General features: G+C 67.1%; 19 protein-coding genes, 1 tRNA gene and 1 pseudogene. 10 read left to right on the plus strand and 11 right to left on the minus strand.

Translation table 11 applies throughout. From position 1 onward, the window contains the following. Window positions 1-21: 21 nt before the first annotated feature. The 3 genes from R2N01_RS02805 to R2N01_RS02815 form a co-directional block, all read right to left on the minus strand. Window positions 22-783 (minus strand): Eco57I restriction-modification methylase domain-containing protein, encoded by a 762-nt coding sequence (locus R2N01_RS02805; protein WP_316668236.1) that lies wholly within the window; start codon window positions 781-783, stop codon window positions 22-24. Next, window positions 780-1,424: an N-6 DNA methylase gene (locus R2N01_RS02810; RefSeq protein ID WP_316668239.1), complete on the minus strand. Its 645-nt coding sequence runs from the start codon at window positions 1,422-1,424 to the stop codon at window positions 780-782. Before R2N01_RS02810 ends, R2N01_RS02805 begins: the two co-directional genes overlap by 4 nt. 84 nt (window positions 1,425-1,508) lie before the next feature. Then, window positions 1,509-1,679, minus strand: a complete 171-nt coding sequence (locus R2N01_RS02815; RefSeq protein ID WP_316668241.1) for a helix-turn-helix domain-containing protein — start codon at window positions 1,677-1,679, stop codon at window positions 1,509-1,511. 844 nt (window positions 1,680-2,523) lie between these two features. Between R2N01_RS02815 and R2N01_RS02820 the strand changes: the two are divergent. Together R2N01_RS02820 and R2N01_RS02825 are read left to right on the plus strand one after the other, a co-directional pair. Then, a pseudogene (locus tag R2N01_RS02820) lies at window positions 2,524-2,817 on the plus strand (IS3 family transposase); the annotation flags it as partial. A gap of 36 nt (window positions 2,818-2,853) precedes the next feature. Further along, on the plus strand, window positions 2,854-2,988 hold the full coding sequence (locus R2N01_RS02825; protein WP_316668243.1) for a hypothetical protein: 135 nt from the start codon (window positions 2,854-2,856) through the stop codon (window positions 2,986-2,988). 343 nt (window positions 2,989-3,331) lie between these two features. Here R2N01_RS02825 and R2N01_RS02830 read toward each other — a convergent pair whose 3' ends face one another. Beyond that, window positions 3,332-3,943 carry a TetR/AcrR family transcriptional regulator gene (locus R2N01_RS02830; protein ID WP_316668245.1) on the minus strand — a complete coding sequence of 204 codons (612 nt, stop codon included), beginning with the start codon at window positions 3,941-3,943 and terminating at the stop codon, window positions 3,332-3,334. 70 nt (window positions 3,944-4,013) lie between these two features. Between R2N01_RS02830 and R2N01_RS02835 the strand changes: the two genes are divergently transcribed. Then, window positions 4,014-5,267, plus strand: a complete 1,254-nt coding sequence (locus tag R2N01_RS02835) for an alpha-amylase family protein (RefSeq protein WP_316668249.1) — start codon at window positions 4,014-4,016, stop codon at window positions 5,265-5,267. 45 nt (window positions 5,268-5,312) lie between these two features. Here the strand turns inward: R2N01_RS02835 and R2N01_RS02840 are convergent, their stop codons facing one another. Together R2N01_RS02840 and R2N01_RS02845 are read right to left on the minus strand one after the other, a co-directional pair. Further along, a complete protein-coding gene (locus R2N01_RS02840) occupies window positions 5,313-5,687 on the minus strand; it encodes an HAD-IA family hydrolase (protein WP_316668335.1) in 375 nt (124 codons plus the stop codon). 13 nt (window positions 5,688-5,700) lie between these two features. Further along, a complete protein-coding gene (locus R2N01_RS02845; RefSeq protein ID WP_316668251.1) occupies window positions 5,701-6,882 on the minus strand; it encodes a low temperature requirement protein A in 1,182 nt (393 codons plus the stop codon). Window positions 6,883-6,941: 59 nt separating this feature from the next. Between R2N01_RS02845 and R2N01_RS02850 the strand changes: the two genes are divergently transcribed. The 6 genes from R2N01_RS02850 to R2N01_RS02875 all read left to right on the plus strand — a co-directional run bounded on the left by R2N01_RS02850 (window position 6,942) and on the right by R2N01_RS02875 (window position 12,344). Further along, window positions 6,942-7,514 (plus strand): GNAT family N-acetyltransferase, encoded by a 573-nt coding sequence (locus R2N01_RS02850; RefSeq protein WP_316668253.1) that lies wholly within the window; start codon window positions 6,942-6,944, stop codon window positions 7,512-7,514. A 96-nt stretch (window positions 7,515-7,610) separates the two neighbouring features. Next, complete coding sequence (locus R2N01_RS02855; RefSeq protein ID WP_316668255.1) at window positions 7,611-7,916, plus strand: hypothetical protein; 306 nt, start codon at window positions 7,611-7,613, stop codon at window positions 7,914-7,916. Window positions 7,917-8,098: 182 nt separating this feature from the next. Next, on the plus strand, window positions 8,099-9,400 hold the full coding sequence (locus R2N01_RS02860; protein WP_316668256.1) for a MurT ligase domain-containing protein: 1,302 nt from the start codon (window positions 8,099-8,101) through the stop codon (window positions 9,398-9,400). Continuing rightward, the gene (locus R2N01_RS02865; RefSeq protein ID WP_316668258.1) at window positions 9,394-10,182 is read left to right on the plus strand and encodes a glutamine amidotransferase; all 789 of its coding nucleotides are present in this window, start codon (window positions 9,394-9,396) and stop codon (window positions 10,180-10,182) included. Before R2N01_RS02860 ends, R2N01_RS02865 begins: the two co-directional genes overlap by 7 nt. A gap of 66 nt (window positions 10,183-10,248) precedes the next feature. Beyond that, a complete protein-coding gene (locus R2N01_RS02870; RefSeq protein WP_316668260.1) occupies window positions 10,249-11,868 on the plus strand; it encodes a cation-translocating P-type ATPase in 1,620 nt (539 codons plus the stop codon). A 62-nt stretch (window positions 11,869-11,930) separates the two neighbouring features. Beyond that, window positions 11,931-12,344, plus strand: a complete 414-nt coding sequence (locus tag R2N01_RS02875) for a metalloregulator ArsR/SmtB family transcription factor (RefSeq protein ID WP_316668262.1) — start codon at window positions 11,931-11,933, stop codon at window positions 12,342-12,344. A 97-nt stretch (window positions 12,345-12,441) separates the two neighbouring features. On the opposite strand, the gene R2N01_RS02880 is transcribed toward R2N01_RS02875, so the two are convergent. The 3 genes from R2N01_RS02880 to R2N01_RS02890 form a co-directional block, all read right to left on the minus strand. Then, window positions 12,442-12,514: transfer RNA gene (locus R2N01_RS02880), tRNA-Lys, on the minus strand. 59 nt (window positions 12,515-12,573) lie between these two features. Beyond that, window positions 12,574-12,870, minus strand: a complete 297-nt coding sequence (locus tag R2N01_RS02885; RefSeq protein WP_316668339.1) for a co-chaperone GroES — start codon at window positions 12,868-12,870, stop codon at window positions 12,574-12,576. A gap of 43 nt (window positions 12,871-12,913) precedes the next feature. Beyond that, window positions 12,914-13,210, minus strand: a complete 297-nt coding sequence (locus tag R2N01_RS02890; protein WP_316668263.1) for a DUF3618 domain-containing protein — start codon at window positions 13,208-13,210, stop codon at window positions 12,914-12,916. Window positions 13,211-13,426: 216 nt separating this feature from the next. On the opposite strand from R2N01_RS02890, the gene bcp reads away from it, so the two are divergent. Further along, window positions 13,427-13,906, plus strand: coding sequence for a thioredoxin-dependent thiol peroxidase (gene bcp / locus R2N01_RS02895; protein WP_316668265.1), 480 nt, complete (start codon window positions 13,427-13,429; stop codon window positions 13,904-13,906). Between the two features lie 37 nt (window positions 13,907-13,943). Here bcp and R2N01_RS02900 read toward each other — a convergent pair whose 3' ends face one another. Together R2N01_RS02900 and R2N01_RS02905 are read right to left on the minus strand one after the other, a co-directional pair. After that, window positions 13,944-14,981 carry a tetratricopeptide repeat protein gene (locus R2N01_RS02900; RefSeq protein WP_316668269.1) on the minus strand — a complete coding sequence of 346 codons (1,038 nt, stop codon included), beginning with the start codon at window positions 14,979-14,981 and terminating at the stop codon, window positions 13,944-13,946. Between the two features lie 160 nt (window positions 14,982-15,141). Continuing rightward, the gene (locus tag R2N01_RS02905; RefSeq protein WP_316668271.1) at window positions 15,142-18,735 is read right to left on the minus strand and encodes an SIR2 family protein; all 3,594 of its coding nucleotides are present in this window, start codon (window positions 18,733-18,735) and stop codon (window positions 15,142-15,144) included. Window positions 18,736-18,948: the final 213 nt, after the last annotated feature.

An 18,948-nucleotide genomic window follows, 5' to 3' on the forward strand; every position in this document is an offset into this window, starting at 1 on the left:
CGGAACAAGACCAGAAATCCATCAAGAATACGGTTTTGTTTCATGACGGCCATAGATCGGTGCAGCGGAGGTGCCGTAGCCGCCGTCGCTGAGCTGGTACGGCGGGTTGCCGATGATGACGTCGAACTGCATGTTGTCTCCGAACAGCTCGGCCATGCGAGCTTTGATGTCGTCGGTGTGGATGAAGGCGTAGGCGTGGGTTTCCAGGTCGTCGCAGCGTGCGTAGTCGTCTTCGCCTGCGCCGCAGTAGATGCACTTGCGGTTCGTGTAGACCGCGATCTCTTCGCTGGTCAACGGGTTGGCTCGGAACTCACGTTTCCCGCCGCCCCAGGTGTGCTCGGTGCGCTCGAACCAGATGTTGCCGTCCTCGGTCGTGAAGGACTTGGCGATGGAGTGCTGGCCGTCGGCGAACTTCGAGCAGTAGACGCTCCGGCGCGCGAGCAACGCAGTGAGCTGAGTGATCCCGATGCCGAACACTTGGCGAGTGAGGATGTGATCGACACGCTCGGTCAAGTCTGGGATGGCCAAGATGAGGCCATCGGTGAGCCGACGAACGATCTCGCGGAGGAACACACCGGATTTGGTGAATGGGTCGAGGAATGTGACATCGGGGTTGGCCCAGATGTCCTCACCGTCGTTGGCATCTGCCCACGCAGCAGCCAGCACGTCGAGCATCTGGTTTGCGAACTCTGGCGGAGTGAAGACCTCATCGTTCGACAGGTTCGCGATACAGGTCAAGACATCTGGGTTGTGCTCTCGGAGTGTGAAGGGTGCAGGAGTCACGCGGCGGCCTCGGCGATCTGGCTGACGGTCATCGTCGGATAGGTCTGCGCGGGAACGAATAGGTCGTCGTCGGTGAGTTCGCCGAACAGGGTTCCCTCGTACGAGGCGCGCTGGGTGAGGTCCTCGTAGCGAAAGTCGCGCCTCTGGAACTTTCCCTTGCCGAGGTAGCCCCACTCAGGAAAGGTGATCGGTTGGCCGCTGGGAACGGTCATGGTCAAGGCATCGCCTTGGACGATGTTCACGGCTAGGACCGTACGTGCCGCTTGCGCCCACTGGTCATCGTTGCCGATACTCAAGAACGTGTTGAACACCTCGGCGAGATTGTCACGACACTCTTCGGCGTTGTCGCTGAGGAGTTCGATGCCGTACGTGCACATGAGTGCGAACAGGGCATAATGGCGCTTCTCGAACTCGCTCTTGCCGTGGCGGAGTTGCACGGTGCCCAGCTTGCGGTCCAGCACGGGGACGAGGAAGTTCCCGGAACCGCAAGCTGGCTCCAGAACGCGCGAGACAATCCGCTCCGACTCATGCTTCACCAAGTCGAGCATGGCCTCAACCATCCACGCAGGAGTGAACACCTCACCGTGGTCGGCGACACGCTCCTTGGACTTCACCAATCGCTGGGCTTCGCTCAACGTCATCCACGCCCCTCCTCATCTGCCTCTTCGCCATCAGGGTAGGGCTGACCACTGACAACCGCTGCGGCTATCGAGGGCTCCGCGTCACTAGCTGCCGCAGCTGCCCCGACCCAAGCTCGTCTCGCTGGCTTGGAACCTCCAGAGACGCCCTACCCCGTGGGCGGGCATGGCCCTTTCGGCGATCCAGGTGTAGACGGTGTCTTTTGTGACTCCGAGGTGGGCGCCGATGTCGTCTGCGGACAGCCACGGCTCAGCCACGTTGATCCTCCCTCGCTTTATGGCCCAAGCAGGCCAACACTCCCAATGATACCGGCGGAGGTGCGGCTTGAGTTGGTTTATCCGGGCGTGGCCGGACGAGGCTGGTGCCGAGTCGAGCCTCTCCTCGGGCCGTCAACCCGAGATGCGAGCCCGGAGCCACGAGGTGACGGTGGCGTGCCAGCGGTCAGGGTAAGTGTTCCACGAGAGCGCGTGGTCGGCGTCGAAGGTCGTCAACTCGACGAGCGCCGGGCGGGCGTCTCGAAGTGCTTGTGAGAGCTGAATCGGCGCGGAGTCATCCCGCGCGCCGTGCGGGATCAGTGTGGGCGTGGTGAGGCCTGCGGCTCTGGCGATCCAATCAAAGGGTCGGAGCGAAACGCTGCTCGGTTGGCAGACGAGGCGAGCGAGCGGGCCGACGATGAGCCACGGGACGCTGGGTCTGCTGTATGGGTGCTGGTCTGGCTTGCCGGGGTGGGTGGCTTGGGAGGGTGTTGTTGTGTCCGGGTCCTGCCCGGCCGGGTTCCGCGGGGGCGTCGTGCGCGTCGTGGGGGCCGCGGGCCCGGAGTGGTGATCGGGCGGATCGCGAGAGACTTCGGTGTCCGCCCGATGACGCTGCGGAAGCGGCTCGGCCGCGTCGGCGCCGGGCGAGGGCGCCGGGCCCGGTCTGACCGGGTCGGGGGCCGCGGAGATCCGGGGGCCGGAGAAGCGGAGCCGGCTGCTTGGGCAGGGGAACGAGGCGCTGCCGTCTTGTTCGGCGCCCGTCGTGCCGGTCCCGGGTTCGGGCACCGGTTCGGTGCCGGCGGGGCCCGCGACGCGGGCGAGGGCATGTCGGATCGGACCGCGTGGCGGATCGCGTCTTCGGAGCAGGAAATTCCTGCGCGCTCTGGCCCGTCGCCGCGTGGTCGGGAGCATGGGCGGGGCCGGCGCGAGCGGTGACAACGCGGCGATGGAGTCGTTCTCCGCCCTGCTGCAGAACGTCCTCGACCGCCGCTCCTGGACCACCCACGAACAGTTGCGCATCGCGATCCTCACCCGGACCGAGCGGGCCCGTCACCGGCGGCGCCGACAGGCCCGCCTGGGGCGTCCGACCCCAATCGAGCTCGAGATCATCACGAACACGACCGCCGCACCGGCGACGTGACCACACGTGACTACACCCGCGCAACAGTCCCCATCGATGGTGGTGGCCACCACCGAGGACGCGAGACGGACCGCCGAGCTGGAGAAGAAGAACCGCGAGCTGCGCCGCACGAACACGATCCTCCGCCAGACGGGCGCCTGTCTTGCCCGGGCGCAGCTCGACCGCCGATAGCCGATGCCGATGGGTTCACCGAAGCCCATCGCGTCGAGCACGGGATCGAGCCGCTCTGCGCACCCCTGTCCGAGACCGGGCACCGGATCGCCCCGAGTCCTCCTGCACCCGCAAGACCCGCCGGCCATCGGCCCGGTCGGCGTCCAATGCGCCCGACCGGCGCAACCCGACCATGGCGAGACGCCCGACGAAGACGACTGAATCTCCCTGCTGACAGGCTGAAGCGGGACTCCTCAGCCGAACCGCCGCAACAACCCAACCGCTCCCACTGCCCGAAAACTGTTCCCACTGGGCAGGCGGCTGCGACCCGCTCCGATCGCCCCCGCAACGACAGCGACAGGTATCACCCGGCCCAGTCGCCGAGGGCCCCTTCGAGCGCACCGAGGACGGCGTCCACGAGGGGCCGCTTGTCATCGGCGGGGCAACCCGTCTCGACCCAGCGCAGGCAGGCGGCCTCGAGGAATCCGAAATAGCCCCACAGCGCGTACTCGCGACGGGTCTGGGCGCTGGATCCGAGCAGACTCCTGAGATTCTCCACGTAGTCGCTGCGCGCCTGGGCGCGCAGCTCAGCGGCAGCAGGCGGTTCGCCGCCGGGACGGCGCATGGGCATCGCCCAGGCATCGGGGTGGCCGGCGATGTGGTCGAGGTAGACGATGGCCGCCGCCCGGATGCGATCGCGTGCCGGTGCCCCATCGGGAAGCGCTTCCAGAACGGCCGCCTGCTCGGCGAGCAGCTCGGCGATCGCCAGGCGCACGACTTCGGCGTAGAGATCCTCCTTGTTCTCGAAGTAGCGGTAGACCAGGGCCTTCGAGGCCTCCGCGGCCTCGGCGACCGAGGAGATCGTCACCTCGGCGTAGGGGCGAGCGGCGAAGGCCTCCACTGCCGCGTCCAGGATCGCAGCGCGACGCGAATCGGGGTCCAGTCTACGGCGGGGTTTGCGATCAACGCGTGCCATGTTGCTCACCCTATCGTTGATGAATTATGATCACTAATCTCAGTGAACTCGATTCAGTAGGAGGTTCGCCATGGGCTGGGCGGAACATGCGATCTGGTGGCAGGTCTACCCCCTCGGATTCTGCGGGGCACCGATCCGGGACGCGGACGCGGCCCCCGCCCCGCGCCTGAACAGGCTCCTGGGGTGGCTGGACTATGCCGTGCGACTGGGCGTCTCCGGGCTGCTGCTGGGCCCGATCTTCGCCTCCCAGTCCCACGGGTACGACTCGCTCGACCAGTTCCGCATCGATCCCCGCCTGGGCGGTGACGCGGAATTCGACGCCCTGGTGGCCGCCTGCGAGGAACGCGGGCTGCGACTCCTCCTCGACGGGGTGTTCAGTCACGTCGGGGCAGAGCACCCGGACGTGGTCCGCGCCCTCGCCGAGGGGCCGAGCGGCCCCATGGCGGGCTTGTTCGACATCGACTGGGACGCCCCCGGCGGTCCCACTCCCAGGGTGTTCGAGGGCCATCGCCCGCTCGTCCGTCTCAACCACGCATCCGACCAGGCCGTCCAGTACACGACGAGGGTCATGGAGCACTGGCTCGCCCGGGGCGCCGATGGATGGCGGCTCGACGCCGCCTACTCGGTGAGCACCGACTTCTGGGCGCGCGTCCTGTCGGCCGTGCGAGGCCACTATCCGGACGCGTGGTTCCTCGGCGAGGTCATCCACGGCGACTACGCGCGGTTCGTCGCCTCCTCCGGAGTCGATTCGGTCACCCAGTACGAGTTGTGGAAGGCGATCTGGTCGTCCATCAACGATCGCAACCTCTTCGAGCTCAACTGGGCGCTCACCCGCCACAACGGCTTCCTCGCGAGCTTCACGCCGAACACGTTCATCGGCAATCACGACGTGACCCGGCTCGCCAGCGTTGTCGGCGCCGACGGCGCGGTGGCCGCCTCGGCGATCCTGCTCACCCTGGGGGGCGTCCCGTCCATCTACTACGGCGACGAGCAGGGTTTCACCGGCGTCAAGGAGCAGGGTCTCGGCGGCGACGACGCCATCCGGCCGGCTTTTCCCGACGCCCCGTCCGAGCTGGCCGATTGGGGCCGCGGCATCCACCGCGCCCACCAGGACCTCATCGGGCTGCGCCGCCGCAATCCCTGGCTCACCACTGCGACCACCACAACGTCCCACCTGGAGAACAAGCGCTGCAGCTACCGCACCAGCGCAGCAGGGCGGAGCGCGCACCTCGACGTCGACATCGATCTCACCGCCGCCCCCTCGGTCACCATCAGGGACGCGGACGGGCGCATCCTGTGGGCGCAGCACCACGCACCCCGGTGAACCTGGCCCCGGCGAGAGGGAGGGGAATACGGCAGGACGGGCCGGCTACCGGTCCTGCCGGTGGATTTCGAGGCCGGCCGGGATCCACCGGACGGAGCGCAGATCCGGAACGACGGCGTCCGGCCGTATCTCCTGGGCGTCGGGGGCCCCGACGCCCAGGACGGAGCGCACCCCGGCCGCCCGGGCGGCCCGAATGCCGGGCGCGGCGTCCTCGACCACTGCGCAGTCGCCCGCCGGGACGCCCAGCCCCTGCGCGGCGGCGATGTAGCCCTCGGGGTGCGGTTTGCCCCATGCGACGTCCTGGCCGGTGATCAGTACCTCGGGGGCGGGAATGCCGGCGGCGGCGAGACGCTTGCGCGCCAGCTCCTGGGAGCCGGAGGTGAAGATCGCCCACCGACCGGCCGGGATGGAGCCGAGCAGCTCGCCGGCCGCCTTACTCGTCCGCGACGAACTCGTCGGCCTGCGGGACCCCGGCCGGGATCGGGGCGAGCGTCTCCCACATCGCGACGGCGAGCACCGCCAGGGCCACCGCCGACAGCGCGGCCCAGCCGGGCAGGAGGGTCGCGCACGGGACCACGAGCACGGCAGAGACGATCGTGCCCGCCAGACGCGACCGGTACAGCCTCCGGAAACTGCGCAGCCGCACGAGCAGGAACACCACGAGGAAGGCGACCGTACCGATGCACAGCAGGGACGCGGCGAACCAGCCGGCCGGCTCGGCGGCGTCTTCGAGCACGAGGTGCAGCGAGGCCGCGACGGCGATGATGCCGCCGACGAAGAACAGGTGGCCGTAGACGAGCAGCTCCCGGACCACGTCGAAGGGCGTGTCGATGGTCTCCAGCCGCCGCAGCACGAGTCCCGACGAATGGTGGAAGTACGACCACCACAGCCCCGCGACGAGCACGAACGCCGCCACCAGGGCCACGGACTCCTGCCAGCTGACGTGCTCGAGCTCGCTGAAGGGCTCGCCGATGCCGACCAGCGTCTCACCGAGGGCGATGATGACGAGCAGGCCGAACCGCTCGACGACGTTCTCCGTGTCGTAGCGGGCCACGCGCATCCGGGGGCGCAGCAGCATCGGGCTGGCGAACTCGACCAGGGCGGCGATGGACCACACGAGGAGCTGCCGTCGCCCTCCGAGCAGGGCCCCGGCCGTCAGCAGCGGGCCGGTCAGGACGACGCCGACCAGGCCCGGCAGGAAGACCCGCCAGGTGGAGCGCACCAGGCCGAACTCGATGAGCGCACGGGCCGCCCAGCAGGACAGGGCGAAGGACAGGGCGCTGCGCCCGAAGGCGTGCGGTACGGAGATGGCCATGACCAGTGAGACGAGGGCGATGAGCATCACGACGAGCCGGTTCCTGTCGGTGGATGCGTCGCGCATGCTCACCTGGATGCTCGTGATGCACCACAGCCAGTAGACGACTGCGAGCAGGATGACGCCGCGCTGCACCGCGACCGCTCCCCCGTCCTGCAGGACGCCGCTGATACCGGTGACGGCGAAGACGTAGACCAGATCGAGGAAGAGCATGACCTCGTCCACCCGGTGGTGGCCCGGCGCCGCCATCGCGTCCGGGAACCGGGCGCGACTCTCGCTGCCGGGGTTCTGTGCTGGCACGGCCCTGATCCTACGTCACCGCCTCAATGCGCGGTCCGCACCGCGGCTAAGCTCCTGCCATGTCCGACCGACGACTGATCCCCCGCACGGTGACCCCATGGGGGCGCGCCGGCCGTGACGTCCGGGCCCTCTACAGGAGGGCCTTCCCCGCCCCGGAGCGCCTGCCGATGGCCCTGCTGCAGCTGTACTCGCTGCGACCCGGCTGCCGCTTCGAGGCGTACTACGACGGTGACGGAGGCTTCGCGGGTCTCAGCTACGTGATGAGCCACGGCCGCCTGGCCTATGTGCTCTATCTGGCGGTCGACGATTCGGTCCGCTCCCGCGGCTACGGCTCGCAGATCCTGTCCCTGATCAGGCGGCGGTCCCCCGAGTCGAGCATCGTGCTGGACATCGAACCGGTCGAGCCCGGCGCCGACAACTACGAGCAGCGCGTGCGCCGGCTGGCCTTCTACCAGCGCAACGGGCTGAGCCCCACCCCGCTGATGTGCCGGGACGGGCAGGGCCGCTATGCGGTCGTGTCCGAGGATCCCGGGCTGGGGGCGGCGGAGCTGGAGTCCCTCTACCGATGGTTCTCGATCGGGCACCGCGCCATGACGGTGTCCGCCGTGGAGCGCCCCGGGGCCGGTGCATGACGTCCCGTCACCCAGGCCGATCCGCGCATCCGGCATTCGCCGAACCGGTTCTGGTGGACGGCGTGCCCGCAGCCCCGCCCATCCTAGAGTGATCCCATGTCCGTGGCTGCATATCAATCGTTGAACATCGTCCTGTCCCTGATCACCATTGCGGCCCTGGCCGTTCTGCTCGTCTTCATCCTGATGAGGGCGAGCGGGGCGGTGAAGGTCTTCGCGGCGAGCGGCGTCTCCTGCCTGATCGTCGAGATGATCATCGGCCATGGCGGGACCCTGGTGTCGAACAGGACCAGTGGCACTCTGACGGCCAGCGCGATCATCAACGTGTTCGCCCGGCTCCTCTTCCTCGCCGGGATCATCCTGCTGGTCTACGGCACCGCCAAGGCCTCGCAGAACCACCTGTAGGCGCCCGGCTCCCGTACGCCGCCGCGCAGCCGGACCAGCCCCACCGGGGCGTCCGGCCGCAGAACGGCGACTAGGCCCGGCCCACAACCCGTACTCCGCCGCAGGGCCGAGGCGGAGGCAAGCCATCGGCGCTCCTGGACGCTCGGTGCGGACCGACGTGGTGGCCCTGCCACAATGGGGGCATGGCCTCACAGTCCTCAGCACGGATCCGGCGCGCGCGCCCGGTCGATCCGGCTCTTCCCCGAAGGATCTGGCGCGGCGGGGCGATCGGCGCCGGCAATCTCGCCGCATGGGTCTCCCGCAGAGCGGGCCGCGGCAGCGGCGCCTCCATCCGGGGCCAGGTCATCACCCGCCTGTATCCGATGATGTTCACCGAGCTCGTCGCGGACCGGCGCATCGCCGCCGTCTCGGGCACGAACGGCAAGACGACCACCACGCATCTGCTGGCCGCCGCCGCCGAGGCCGCCTGGGGCAGCCGGGACGTCGTCACGAACGCGGACGGGGCGAATCTGCGCGAGGGCATCGCCTCGGCGCTGTCGCAGAACATCAAGGCTCCCGTCGCCATCCTCGAGGCGGATGAGCAGATCGTCCCGGACATGATCGCCAAGGGCCGCCCCGAGGTGCTGGTGATGCTGAACTTCAGCCGCGACCAGCTCGACCGCCACCACGAGATAGCCTCGCTCGGCAAGAAGTGGCGTACCGCCCTGACCGCCGCCGGGCAGGACGCCCCGACCGTCGTCGCCAACATCCACGACCCGCTCGTCACCTGGTCGGCGCAGGCCGCCCGCAGGGTCGTCTGGGTGGACATGGGCATCGGCGGCTGGACGGCCGACGCGGCCCTGTGCCCGAGTTGCGGCGCGATTCTCGAGTACGACGCCGACGGCTCGTGGAACTGCCCCGGCTGCGAGTTAGGCCAGCAGCCGGCCGACTACGCCGCCCACGACGACGAGGTCACCGGGCCCGGGGGCGTCCGCTGGCGGCTCGACCTGCAGGTGCCCGGGCGCTTCAACCGCGGCAACGCCGCCTGCGCGCTGGCCGCCGCCGTCGAGATGGGCATCGAACCGCAGACCGCGCTCGGGGCGATGGGCGCGGTCAGGGCGCCCGCAGGCCGCTTCTCGATCGGGGTCTTCGGCGGCAACCGGGCCCGCCTGCTGCTGGCCAAGAACCCCGCCGGCTGGGCCGAGTCGCTGCTCGTCATGGACTCCGAGCCGGTCGTCCTGGCCATCGACTCGGCGATCGCCGACGGCACCGACGTCAGCTGGCTGTGGGACGTCGAGTTCGAGAGGCTCGCCGGCAAGCACGTCATCTGCACCGGCCCGCGCGCCCAGGACCTGGCCGTGCGCCTGTCCTACGCCGAGGTCGACCACGAGGTCATCGCCTCGGTGCGCGAGGCCATGGCCCGGCCCTATGAGGGCACCGTCGACGTCCTGGCCACCTATACGGCCTTCCTCAATCTCTGCAAGATGGGCGGCGTGGAATGGTGAACGAACCGATCAAGATCGTTGTCGTCTACCAGTCGCTGCTGGGCATCTACGGCGACCACGGCAACGGCACGGTGCTCGTCAAGCGCCTCGTCTGGCGCGGCATCGGCGCAGAGCTCGTCACCGTCGAGCCCGGCCGGCCCGTGCCGGACGACGGTGCCGTCTACCTGCTCGGCGGCGGCGAGGACCTAGCCCAGATCACGGCGGTGCGCGAGCTGAAGGCCGACGGCGGGCTGTTCCGCGCCCTCGATCGGGGCGCCGTGCTGTTCGCCGTCTGCGCCGGCTACCAGATATGCGGCAGGAGCTTCACCGTCGGCGATCACGACGACGTCGTGGAGGGGCTGGGGCTGCTCGACGTCACCACCCGCCGCGGCCCGCGGCGCGCGGTCGGCGAGATCCTCACCCACTGGACGAGGCCGGACGGCTCCACGGGCCTCATCACCGGCTTCGAGAACCACGGCGGGTACACGCGGCTCGGTCCGGATGCCGAGCCGTTCGCGCAGGTCGAGCTGGGCGTCGGCAACTGCGGCGACGGCACCGAGGGCGCCGTCCAGGGCAGGGTCATCGGCTCGTACCCGCACGGGCCGAATCTGCCGCGCAATCCCGAGTTGGCCGACCATCTGCTCGAGCTGGCTCTCGGCGCGAGGCTCGATCCCCTGCCGAACGCGCAGGTCAATGCCGAGCTCGACGAGCTGCGCCGTCAGCGCATCGAGGTGGTCCGCCGCTCCAGGAACCTGGCCGAGGACACGCGGTGGTCCGGCGAGCCCGGGCGAGCCGCTCGATAGCCCGCGAGCCCGGGCGAGCCGCTGCTGCGCCGCATCGACAGGGTCGACGCCGCACGCATCCTGTTCGTGCTGGCCTGCGCGGTCGTCATGGCGTTCGGCCTGGACTGGCCCGGCGCCCGCCTTCCGCTGGTCGCCGTGACCGGCATCGTCGCCGGCTGCTGGCCGATCGTCGTCGAGGCGGCCGGCGACATCCGCCACCGCCGCATGAGCATGGAGCTGTCGATGATCATCGCGATCATCGCCGCGGCCGCTGTCGGCGAATGGTCGACTGCCCTCGTCATCACCGTCTTCGTCCTGGCGGCCGAGATCCTCGAGGAGCTGTCGATGGATCGTGGACGCGACGCCCTGACCGATCTCATGGGTTTCCTGCCCGCTCAGGTGCAGGTGCGCGTCGCCGACGACCTGGTCGCCGTCGGGCCCGACGAGGTGGGCGAGGGGCAGGTCGTCGTCGTGCACCCCGGCGGCCCCGTCCCGGTCGACGGCCTGGTCGTGGCCGGCCGCTCAAGCGTCGATCAGTCGCGCATAACCGGCGAACCACTGCCGGTCGAGCGCACGATCGGCGACCGCGTCTACGCGGGCTCGGTCAACCAGTTCGGCGTGCTCGAGGTCGAGGCCGAGCACGTGGGCGCCGACTCCTCGTACGGGCGCATCGTCGAGGCCGTGCGTTCGGCCCAGGCCACCCCCGCCCCGGCGCAGCGCCTGGCCGATCACCTGGCCGGCTACCTCGTCTGCATCGCCCTCGGCGGCGCCGCGGTAACCTGGCTGCTCACCCGGGATCTGCGCGCCACCATCTCGGTCATCATCGTCGCCGGTGCCTGCGGCATAGCGGCCGGCACGCCCCTGGCCGTTCTGGCCGCCATGGCCCGTGTCGCCCGCACCGATGCCTTCGCCAAGGGCGGCGTGCACCTGGAACGCCTGTCGGCGGTCGACACGGTCGTCTTCGACAAGACCGGGACCCTCACACTGGGGCGCCCCGCGGTCTCGGCCCTGGAGCCGGCCAACGGTGTCGCCCCCGATGAGCTGCTGGCCGTGGCCGCCGGCGCGGAGCTGTTCAGCGAGCACCCGCTCGGCGAGGCCATCATCGCCGAGGCGGTCGCCCGCGGGCTGCACCCGGCAGAGCCCGCCGACTTCTCCTATGAGCCCGGCAGGGGACTCACCGCCCGGTTGGCCGGACGCACCGTCCGCGTCGGGAACGGGGCGCTGGTCCCCGGCGCGACCGGCTCCGACGAGCCGGTCGCCGCGACCGCGGTCCACGTGGACGAGGACGGCCGCTACCTCGGTTCGATCCTGCTGGCCGACACCGTGCGCGACACGGCCGCCGACTGCGTGCGGGCCCTGCACGGCATGGGGCTGGGCGTCGTGGTCGTCACCGGCGACGCGGAGAGCTCCGCCAGGGCCGTCTGCGGGCCGCTGGGCGTGGACGAGATCCGTGCCGGCCTGCTGCCCCACGAGAAGTGCGAGTTCGTCGAGGGACTCGCCATGCAGGGCCGCCGTCCGGCGATGGTCGGCGACGGAGTCAACGACGCCCCCGCCCTGTCGGCGGCCGATGTGGGAATCGCGATGGGCAGTGGTACCGAGGTCGCCCGGGCCAGCGCCGACATCGTCCTCATCAGCTCCGACCTGAACGACCTGATCACCTCGATCCGCACCGCCCGGTGGCCGTCCAGCGGGCCGGATGCCGGCTGAGAGGGGGCCACCCCGGCCGGGGCACCGAGAGCCAGGGCGGGCCGGGCTCTTATCATCTCCGCATGAACGAGAATGAGAAGTCGTGCACCTTCGGCATCGACAGCTCCTTCGTGGAGCTCGCCGTCGAGGTGTTCGCGCTCATGGCGGACGCCACGCGCATCCAGATCATTCTGGCCCTGCGCGAGCACGAGCTGCCGGTGAACGCCCTGGCCGGGATAGTCGGCAAGGCGCCGGCCACCGTCTCGCAGCACCTGGCCAAGCTGCGCCTGGGCCACATGGTCAAGGCGCGCCGCCAGGGCACGCAGATGTTCTACTCGCTCACCGATGAGCACGCCCGCCGCCTCATCACCGAGGCGGTCTTCCAGGCCGAGCACGCGTTGAGCGACCGTCCGCTGCACCACACCGCGGCGATGGACCCCGAGAAGCTGCGTCACGAGGCCGACAGGGAACTGACGAAGACCGTCGCCGACGGCTGAGGCTCGGCCCAAGAACAAGTGCGGCAACTGCGGGGACGGCCCGCGCGGAGACGGAGAAGACCCCCGCCGAGGCCTCTGGAGGGGACCCCTCGTGCTGTGCGCCGCCAGGGACTCGAACCCTGAACCCACTGATTAAGAGTCAGTTGCTCTGCCAATTGAGCTAGCAGCGCGTGCGTCAGAAAACTATAGACCCTTCGACGACACCGGACAAATCAGAGTCCGGCTCGGCTCACAGGTAGAGGCCCGTCTGCCCCTCGGCGAGATGCTCGTCGGCGACGGCGTGCAGATCCCGTTCGCGCAGCAGCACATAGGCCTTGCTGCGCACCTCGACCTCGGCGCGGTCCTCGGGGTCGAACAGCACCCTGTCGCCCACGGCGACGGCCCGGACGCTGGGCCCGACGGCGACGACGCGCGCCCATGCCAGGCGATGGGCGATCTGCACCGTGGACGGGATGAGGATCCCGCCCTCGCTGCGGCGCTCGCCCTTGTCCTCATCGGCATTCACGAGAACGCGCTCGTGGAGCATGCGGATGGGCAGCTCCGACTCGGGGGCGGCCGGCGGCTGCTCGTCAGCCACGGAAGGCCCGCACTATTCCGCGCACGGACAGGCCGAAGACGGCGACGCCGACGACGGCCAGGGCGACGGTGCCGATGCGGTCCCAGCGGGGGCCCGACTCGTCGACGAAGGCGCTCTTGGCGTTCTCGTAGCTGTCGCTGGCGAAGGTCTTGACCTCGTAGACGGCCTGGTTCTTCACGGCGGTGGGGTGCACAGTCGCGGTCAGACCCTGCACGCTGCCGGCGACCTGGCGGCGCGAGGCGGCGATGCGCGCCCTGATCTGATCGATGTTGGTCTCGGACTTGGCCACGACTTCCTCCAGTTGCTCGCGGGCCGCACCGGCTCATGGGGGTGCGGGGACCTCGGTTCGGGCCACTGCGGCCGTCCGCGCCTGCACGGACGGGCCCGCCAGTGGTGGTGCACCACAGCCTATTCCCACCACGGCCCCGGGTGGCGAATCGGGCCTGCCCACGGCACGTCCGCGGTGCGGGCCCGTCCCACCGCCCGCCCCCCATAGGGTGGGGTCATGACTCAGTTGACTGATGGCGACAGGGCCCCCGCGTTCGCCCTGCCCGACGCCGACGGCAGGACGGTGAGCCTGTCGGATCACTCTTCCCGCACAGTCGTCGTGTACTTCTACCCGGCCGCCCTCACACCCGGCTGCACGACCCAGGCGATCGACTTCACAGGGCACGTCGACGCGTTCACGGAGGCCGGCGTCGACATCGTCGGCATCTCCCCGGACACCCGGGACAAGCTCATGGAGTTCCGTGAGAAGAAGAGCCTCAGGGTGACGCTGCTGTCCGATCCCGGGCACGAGGCGATCGAGGCCTACGGTGTGTGGGGGGAGCGCACGATCTACGGGAAGAAGATCGTCGGCCTGGTGCGTTCGACCTTCATCATCGACGTGGATGCCGGCGGGTCGGGAACCGTCCGCAGGGCGATGTACAACGTGCGCGCCGCCGGGCACGCCGAACGGATCGCCCGCGAGCTCGGCATCGGCTGAGCGCCGGCGCGCAGCGCCCGCGATGACCGCGCGGTGATCAGAGGTCGCGGGCCGTCGGCCCCTGCTGGTGCAGCTGTTCGCGCAGGTACTCCACCGAGGTGCGGGCGGTGACGGTGCTGGGGTCGTCGGTGCCGAACTCGGGTTCGATGTCGGCCAGGATCGCCTCGAAGACCCGCAGGGATTCGGCGATCCTGCCCTGCTGGGCGAGCAGATTGCCCATGTTGCCGCGCACCGCCAGCGTGAACGGGTGGGCCTCGCCCATGGACGGTCCGACCTGTTCGGCGATCCTGCCGAACTCGGCGATGGCCTCCTCGGCGCGGCCGATCCGTCCGAGCAGTTCGGCGTAGTTGGCACGACTGACCAGGGCGTCGGGGTGCTCGGCGCCCAGCACGCGGGTCTCGTCGGGGATGAGCCCCTCGTACACCTCGGCGGCGCGCTCAGGCTGCTCGGACTCGAGCAGGCACTCGGCGAGGCCGGCGCGGATGGCCAGGGTGTCGGGCCGGTCGGCGCCGAGCACCCGGGCCTGGTCGGCGGCCAGGGACTCGAGCTGGGCGACGGCCTCGTCGCTGCGGCCCGCGCGGCGCAGCATGTCGGCGTAGTTGGCGCGGCTGACGAGCACGTCGGCGCTGTCGGGGCCCAGGACGGCGGTCTGGTCGGCGACGAATTCCGCGTACAGCTCGGCGGCCCGCTCGGCCTGGCCGGCCTCGCCGAGCCAGCCGGCGTAGTTGGCGCGGGTGGTGAGCGTGTTGAGGTGGTTGGGCCCGAGCAGGCGCTCCATGTCGGCGGCGAGCTCCCTGTCGAGCTCGGCGGCCCTGGCCGGGTCACCGGAGGAGCCGATCCAGTGGGCGTGGTTGCTGCGCCCGAGCAGCACGTCGGCGCTGTCGGGGCCCAGGACGCGCTCCAGATCGGGCAGCAGCTGCTCGTAGAGGCGGGCGGCGCGGGCCGGGTCGCCGCCCTCGCCCACCTGCGCCGCGAGGTCCGCGCGGCTGGCCAGCACCGTGGGGTGGTCCTTGCCGAGCTCGCGGGTCTGGTTGATGATCGTCTGCTCCAGCGGACTGATCCCCTCGGTCGCCATTGCCGTCACCTGCTCCTGATCGTGGCTTGTGATAGGTCAATTGTGGCCTGATCTGCCAAGCGACGCGGACCGGTCCGGCCTTGGCGGACAGGAGTCGAGCGCCTGGGACGCGATGGCGCACTCACTCAAACCACTCAGCGCGCTGAACATCGTTCGCGGTTCATTGATCTTGGGGATACCAGATGCCAGCTTTCTGAGCGGCCTCGACGAGCGGGCGTACTCCCTCGTCCCCCAGATGTTTTCGGAGTGATTTTACAAGTTTTCCGAAGGGACGAATCGGAAAACCCCCTTGTACAGGTACGACCGTTGCGGACACTCGTTCCGTATAGAAAGCCACCAGCCACTCACTGAAATCCGCAAAGACCTTCCCCGGAAAGCTCGACCTCCAGAATTGTTGCTCGCTAAGTGGAATCTCGTGTCCCTGCATCATCGTGACAGCCTCAGGCACGGCGTCTCCAACGAAAGGCACGACGTCCGCCCAGCATTCCAATTCATCCTTTTTTGCTTCCCGAGGCAACCCATCCAATCTTCTGGCGACATGGTCCTTCAGCCAGGTTCGCCACACCTCGGTCTCATCCACCCTGTCCAGATCAAGAAATATCATGACACTCCTCGCGAAGGGAACAGCAAAGGCACCGTCTTTCACGAGCACGGTTCTATCAAGAAGACCTGCTCGTTCATCACTGCACGTATCAGTGGAAGACAGCGCATCAAGCGTCAATGCGATGAATTTCTCCTTGATTGAGCCCTCCAAGTCGTCTATCCTTGGCCAGAAATTAATCATGCTTTGGAGTAGCCCGGAATTTAATAGACCACTCGTCCAGAAAGGATTGCAAAGATATGCGCTCCAAGCGAGAGTGGAAGTATCGAAAAATGGAATCAGCTCGTCCTGTACAAATCCAGGATCCACATCGAACAGAAAGGCAAGGTGATTGGCAAGTGCCGGCAGGGTGGCGTCGAGGGCACGGGCGGGAGCGCGCAGAAGACCCGTAAGGGCAGTTTTCTCCTCTTCGTTCAGGCACTGCTTTTCGCTTGGAGCCCGCCTGCGTCGGCAGCTCTCCATCACCCAGTAACGCGCTACGCTCCCAGGCCAGCAGTACAGCGGGCTCACACCAGCAAGGGAGACGTTCTCTTCATGCTTGAAGCTCGTGGCATGACGCGACCACAGGTCTTTCGCGAAACCTCTCATCGACACGATCAGTGAGGACTCGATCGAGTCTTTCTGTATTTTAATTTGTTCGACCAAGAAATCTCCGACCGCATTCAGATCAGATTCGTCACTGGAGTCCACGAGTTCGCCCACAGTTCGAATGACGGGTTCTTCAACACCCGACAGATCGGCTTTCCCCCAGCTTTCAACCACAGCACGGCGGAGATCCTTCACACGATCCTCATGCCCTTCAGCCTGTTCCTCCATTCCCTGGATGATGAGCCTTCCTGCACCCGCTTGCCCCTCACAGGCACGGGTCACCATGGCACGAGCGTCACACCACGTACTTTCACTGGTTCCCCATGGTGAGTACTCACGGCCGAGGAGATCCTTCATCACCCCGCCGGGGTTTTCATGGAGCAGACGGAGGAAATCCTTCATTGGCATTGGCGCTTTTCCACCAGCACCCCCTCCCTTTACGCGCTGGACCAGGTCCTGATAGTCCGGCGGTTCGAGTTTGGGGTACTGAAGCTCCAACGATCTGAGGATTTCATCCACTTCGTCCCACTGAGGATCTTTCCGGTGCAATAGGCTCAGTATCGTGTAGTGATCATAATCAGCAAGCTCATTGCTATAGTCCGTGTTCTGCTCACCGTGTGGATAGGATCCACTCATGATCCTGGCTAGGAGCTTGTCCTTGACCTGCGAAGTTGCTTGAGCGACAGAGTCTATCAGAAGGCGAAGCACTTCGGGTTTGAGTACATATAGGTACAGTGCGTCGTGATCGAGCACCCAGGTGATCTTGTCATCAGCGTTCATGCCGGATTCAGTGACCAGATGCACCGCCAGACGCTGGAACAGGGGCCAATCGAAACTCCACCACCGCTGCACGAGATTCTCACCAGAAGTCATTGCTTTGACTCCGTAGTCGCGAAGAGCGTCAACGAGTGAGTTGACAGGAGTTCGATGGCAGTACGGTTCATCCGACATGTCGACAAACTGAATTAATTCGTCGAACATCCTGTACACCTTACTATCATGATAGGCGTCCGTCAAATGATAAACCGAGAGCAGCGCCTTCTCCAACATCAACCCGAGTTCCAAGTTTCCCGGTTCCGCCTGTTCGACCACCATCTTCAAGTGACTGCTCAAGCTCGGTCCATCGATCTCCCACTTAGGCTCACAGTGCGGGAATGCCAAGTTCTCATCAGAATAGTCCGAATGCGAGGATAGGATCAGATGAGGACGAAGAGCTTCTGTCAAGACTGCCATGTGTTCCCCAGAAGCGCCAGGTTCATGCGGAAGCGGCCCTCGATATGGAGCCATCACCGGACGTCCCACGGAGGTGAGGAGGAACATCTTCCACCGATTCCCGGCGACCTCATCCTTCACTCCAAGATCCACGGCAGCCAAACGAGCCAAACTCAACAGATCATCATTGAAGCGCTGCCCCAGTCGCCGAACCGCCTGAAGGGCGGCGCCGTGGAGTTTCGGATCGGCGATGAATGTCTCTGCGAACCACTGGAGGAGCTTTTTCGTCGCCTCGCCGACAGTTTCCCCTCTGAAGGCCCTAGAGAAGTCTGGAACCTCGGTCTCGATCCAGCGCAACCACGAATTCTTCTCAGCTGGAGCGGAGAGCAGTCGACAGGATGCTTCGAAATTCTCGACCCCTCGAACTGTTGCCAGCTGTCCGAGCAGGTAATCCCGATCGACAGCGGCCAGAACATCCTTCCCCGATTTCACTATCTTCGTCATCCTGTCGCGATGCTCAGGGTGTCGCATCCGGGCCAATTCGTCCCAGCCTCGGAGAGCATCGACAAGAGCCCCGTGGTCGTTCCCACTCACCGAGTAGCCTATCGGCGTCACACCGAGGCTCCTCCAGTCATCGGCATCAGCCTTCGAACTGTCCATCATGACATAGCATCGCACCCCGGAGGAAAGACCACGGGTCAGATAACGCATGATGAGGTCACCGTAGCTGTAGCCGATGAAAAGCACGACGTATCGTCTGAACATCGGCACGAGGAAGCGCGTTGCCCAGCCGTTGGAAAGATAGGCCTCGCCGAAATCCTTGTCGGTGAGCACGACGCCACGTGAGTCGCCTTTGATGGAGCCATGCAGGTGCACCAGCCCCTCGAAATCGTCGCCTTGTGGAAGGAGGGGTGCATTCCATCGCCCTCGGATATCGATTCCGGCTTCCCCTGCCGCGTCTGCCAAATGATCATCGTAGTTGGTGGTTACGATCCGCAGGCCACCGCCTGAGTCCGCCAAATGTATGACTGCACCATGAGTCGAATTCGGGAACGATCCTTCTGGCGAAACCAATTCCATGGCATGACGATGGAGGGCGAAGTCCTTCGGCATCCTCCCGAGGAAGCGATCCAGTTCCTGCGGTTCCACCCACCGCACTGCGCCATCTTTATCGATGCCGTCCTCCACGAGGAAGGGCACACGCGCCATCTCCGCCAGTGTCTTCGTGAGACTCTTGAAGGAGGGCAGGGATGACGGCGCCTTTATCGAGGCCCCGGCCCCGACGAAGACGACGAGGTTCCCGTCATGATGTGCGTCGATGAGTTCCTGCGGAATGATGACATCGTTCGTCACATGCACGCCATTCGCGCGCTCTTCACCCCTGGATGCGTTCGTCTTCCCAGTCATGCTTCCCCACCACGTGATCCGGATCGGTAGAACTCACGATAGTGGCGAACACTGATGTCTCCGGGACTCAGCCGTACGACTTGATCGCTCCCCTCACGTGATCGACTCGGCTGGTCGAGGATCGTCCAGACTTGACGGTGGCCCGCTCTCCGATGAACG

Origin of the sequence: uncultured Propionibacterium sp., assembly GCF_963539965.1 — a bacterium.
GTDB lineage: Bacteria > Actinomycetota > Actinomycetes > Propionibacteriales > Propionibacteriaceae > Propionibacterium.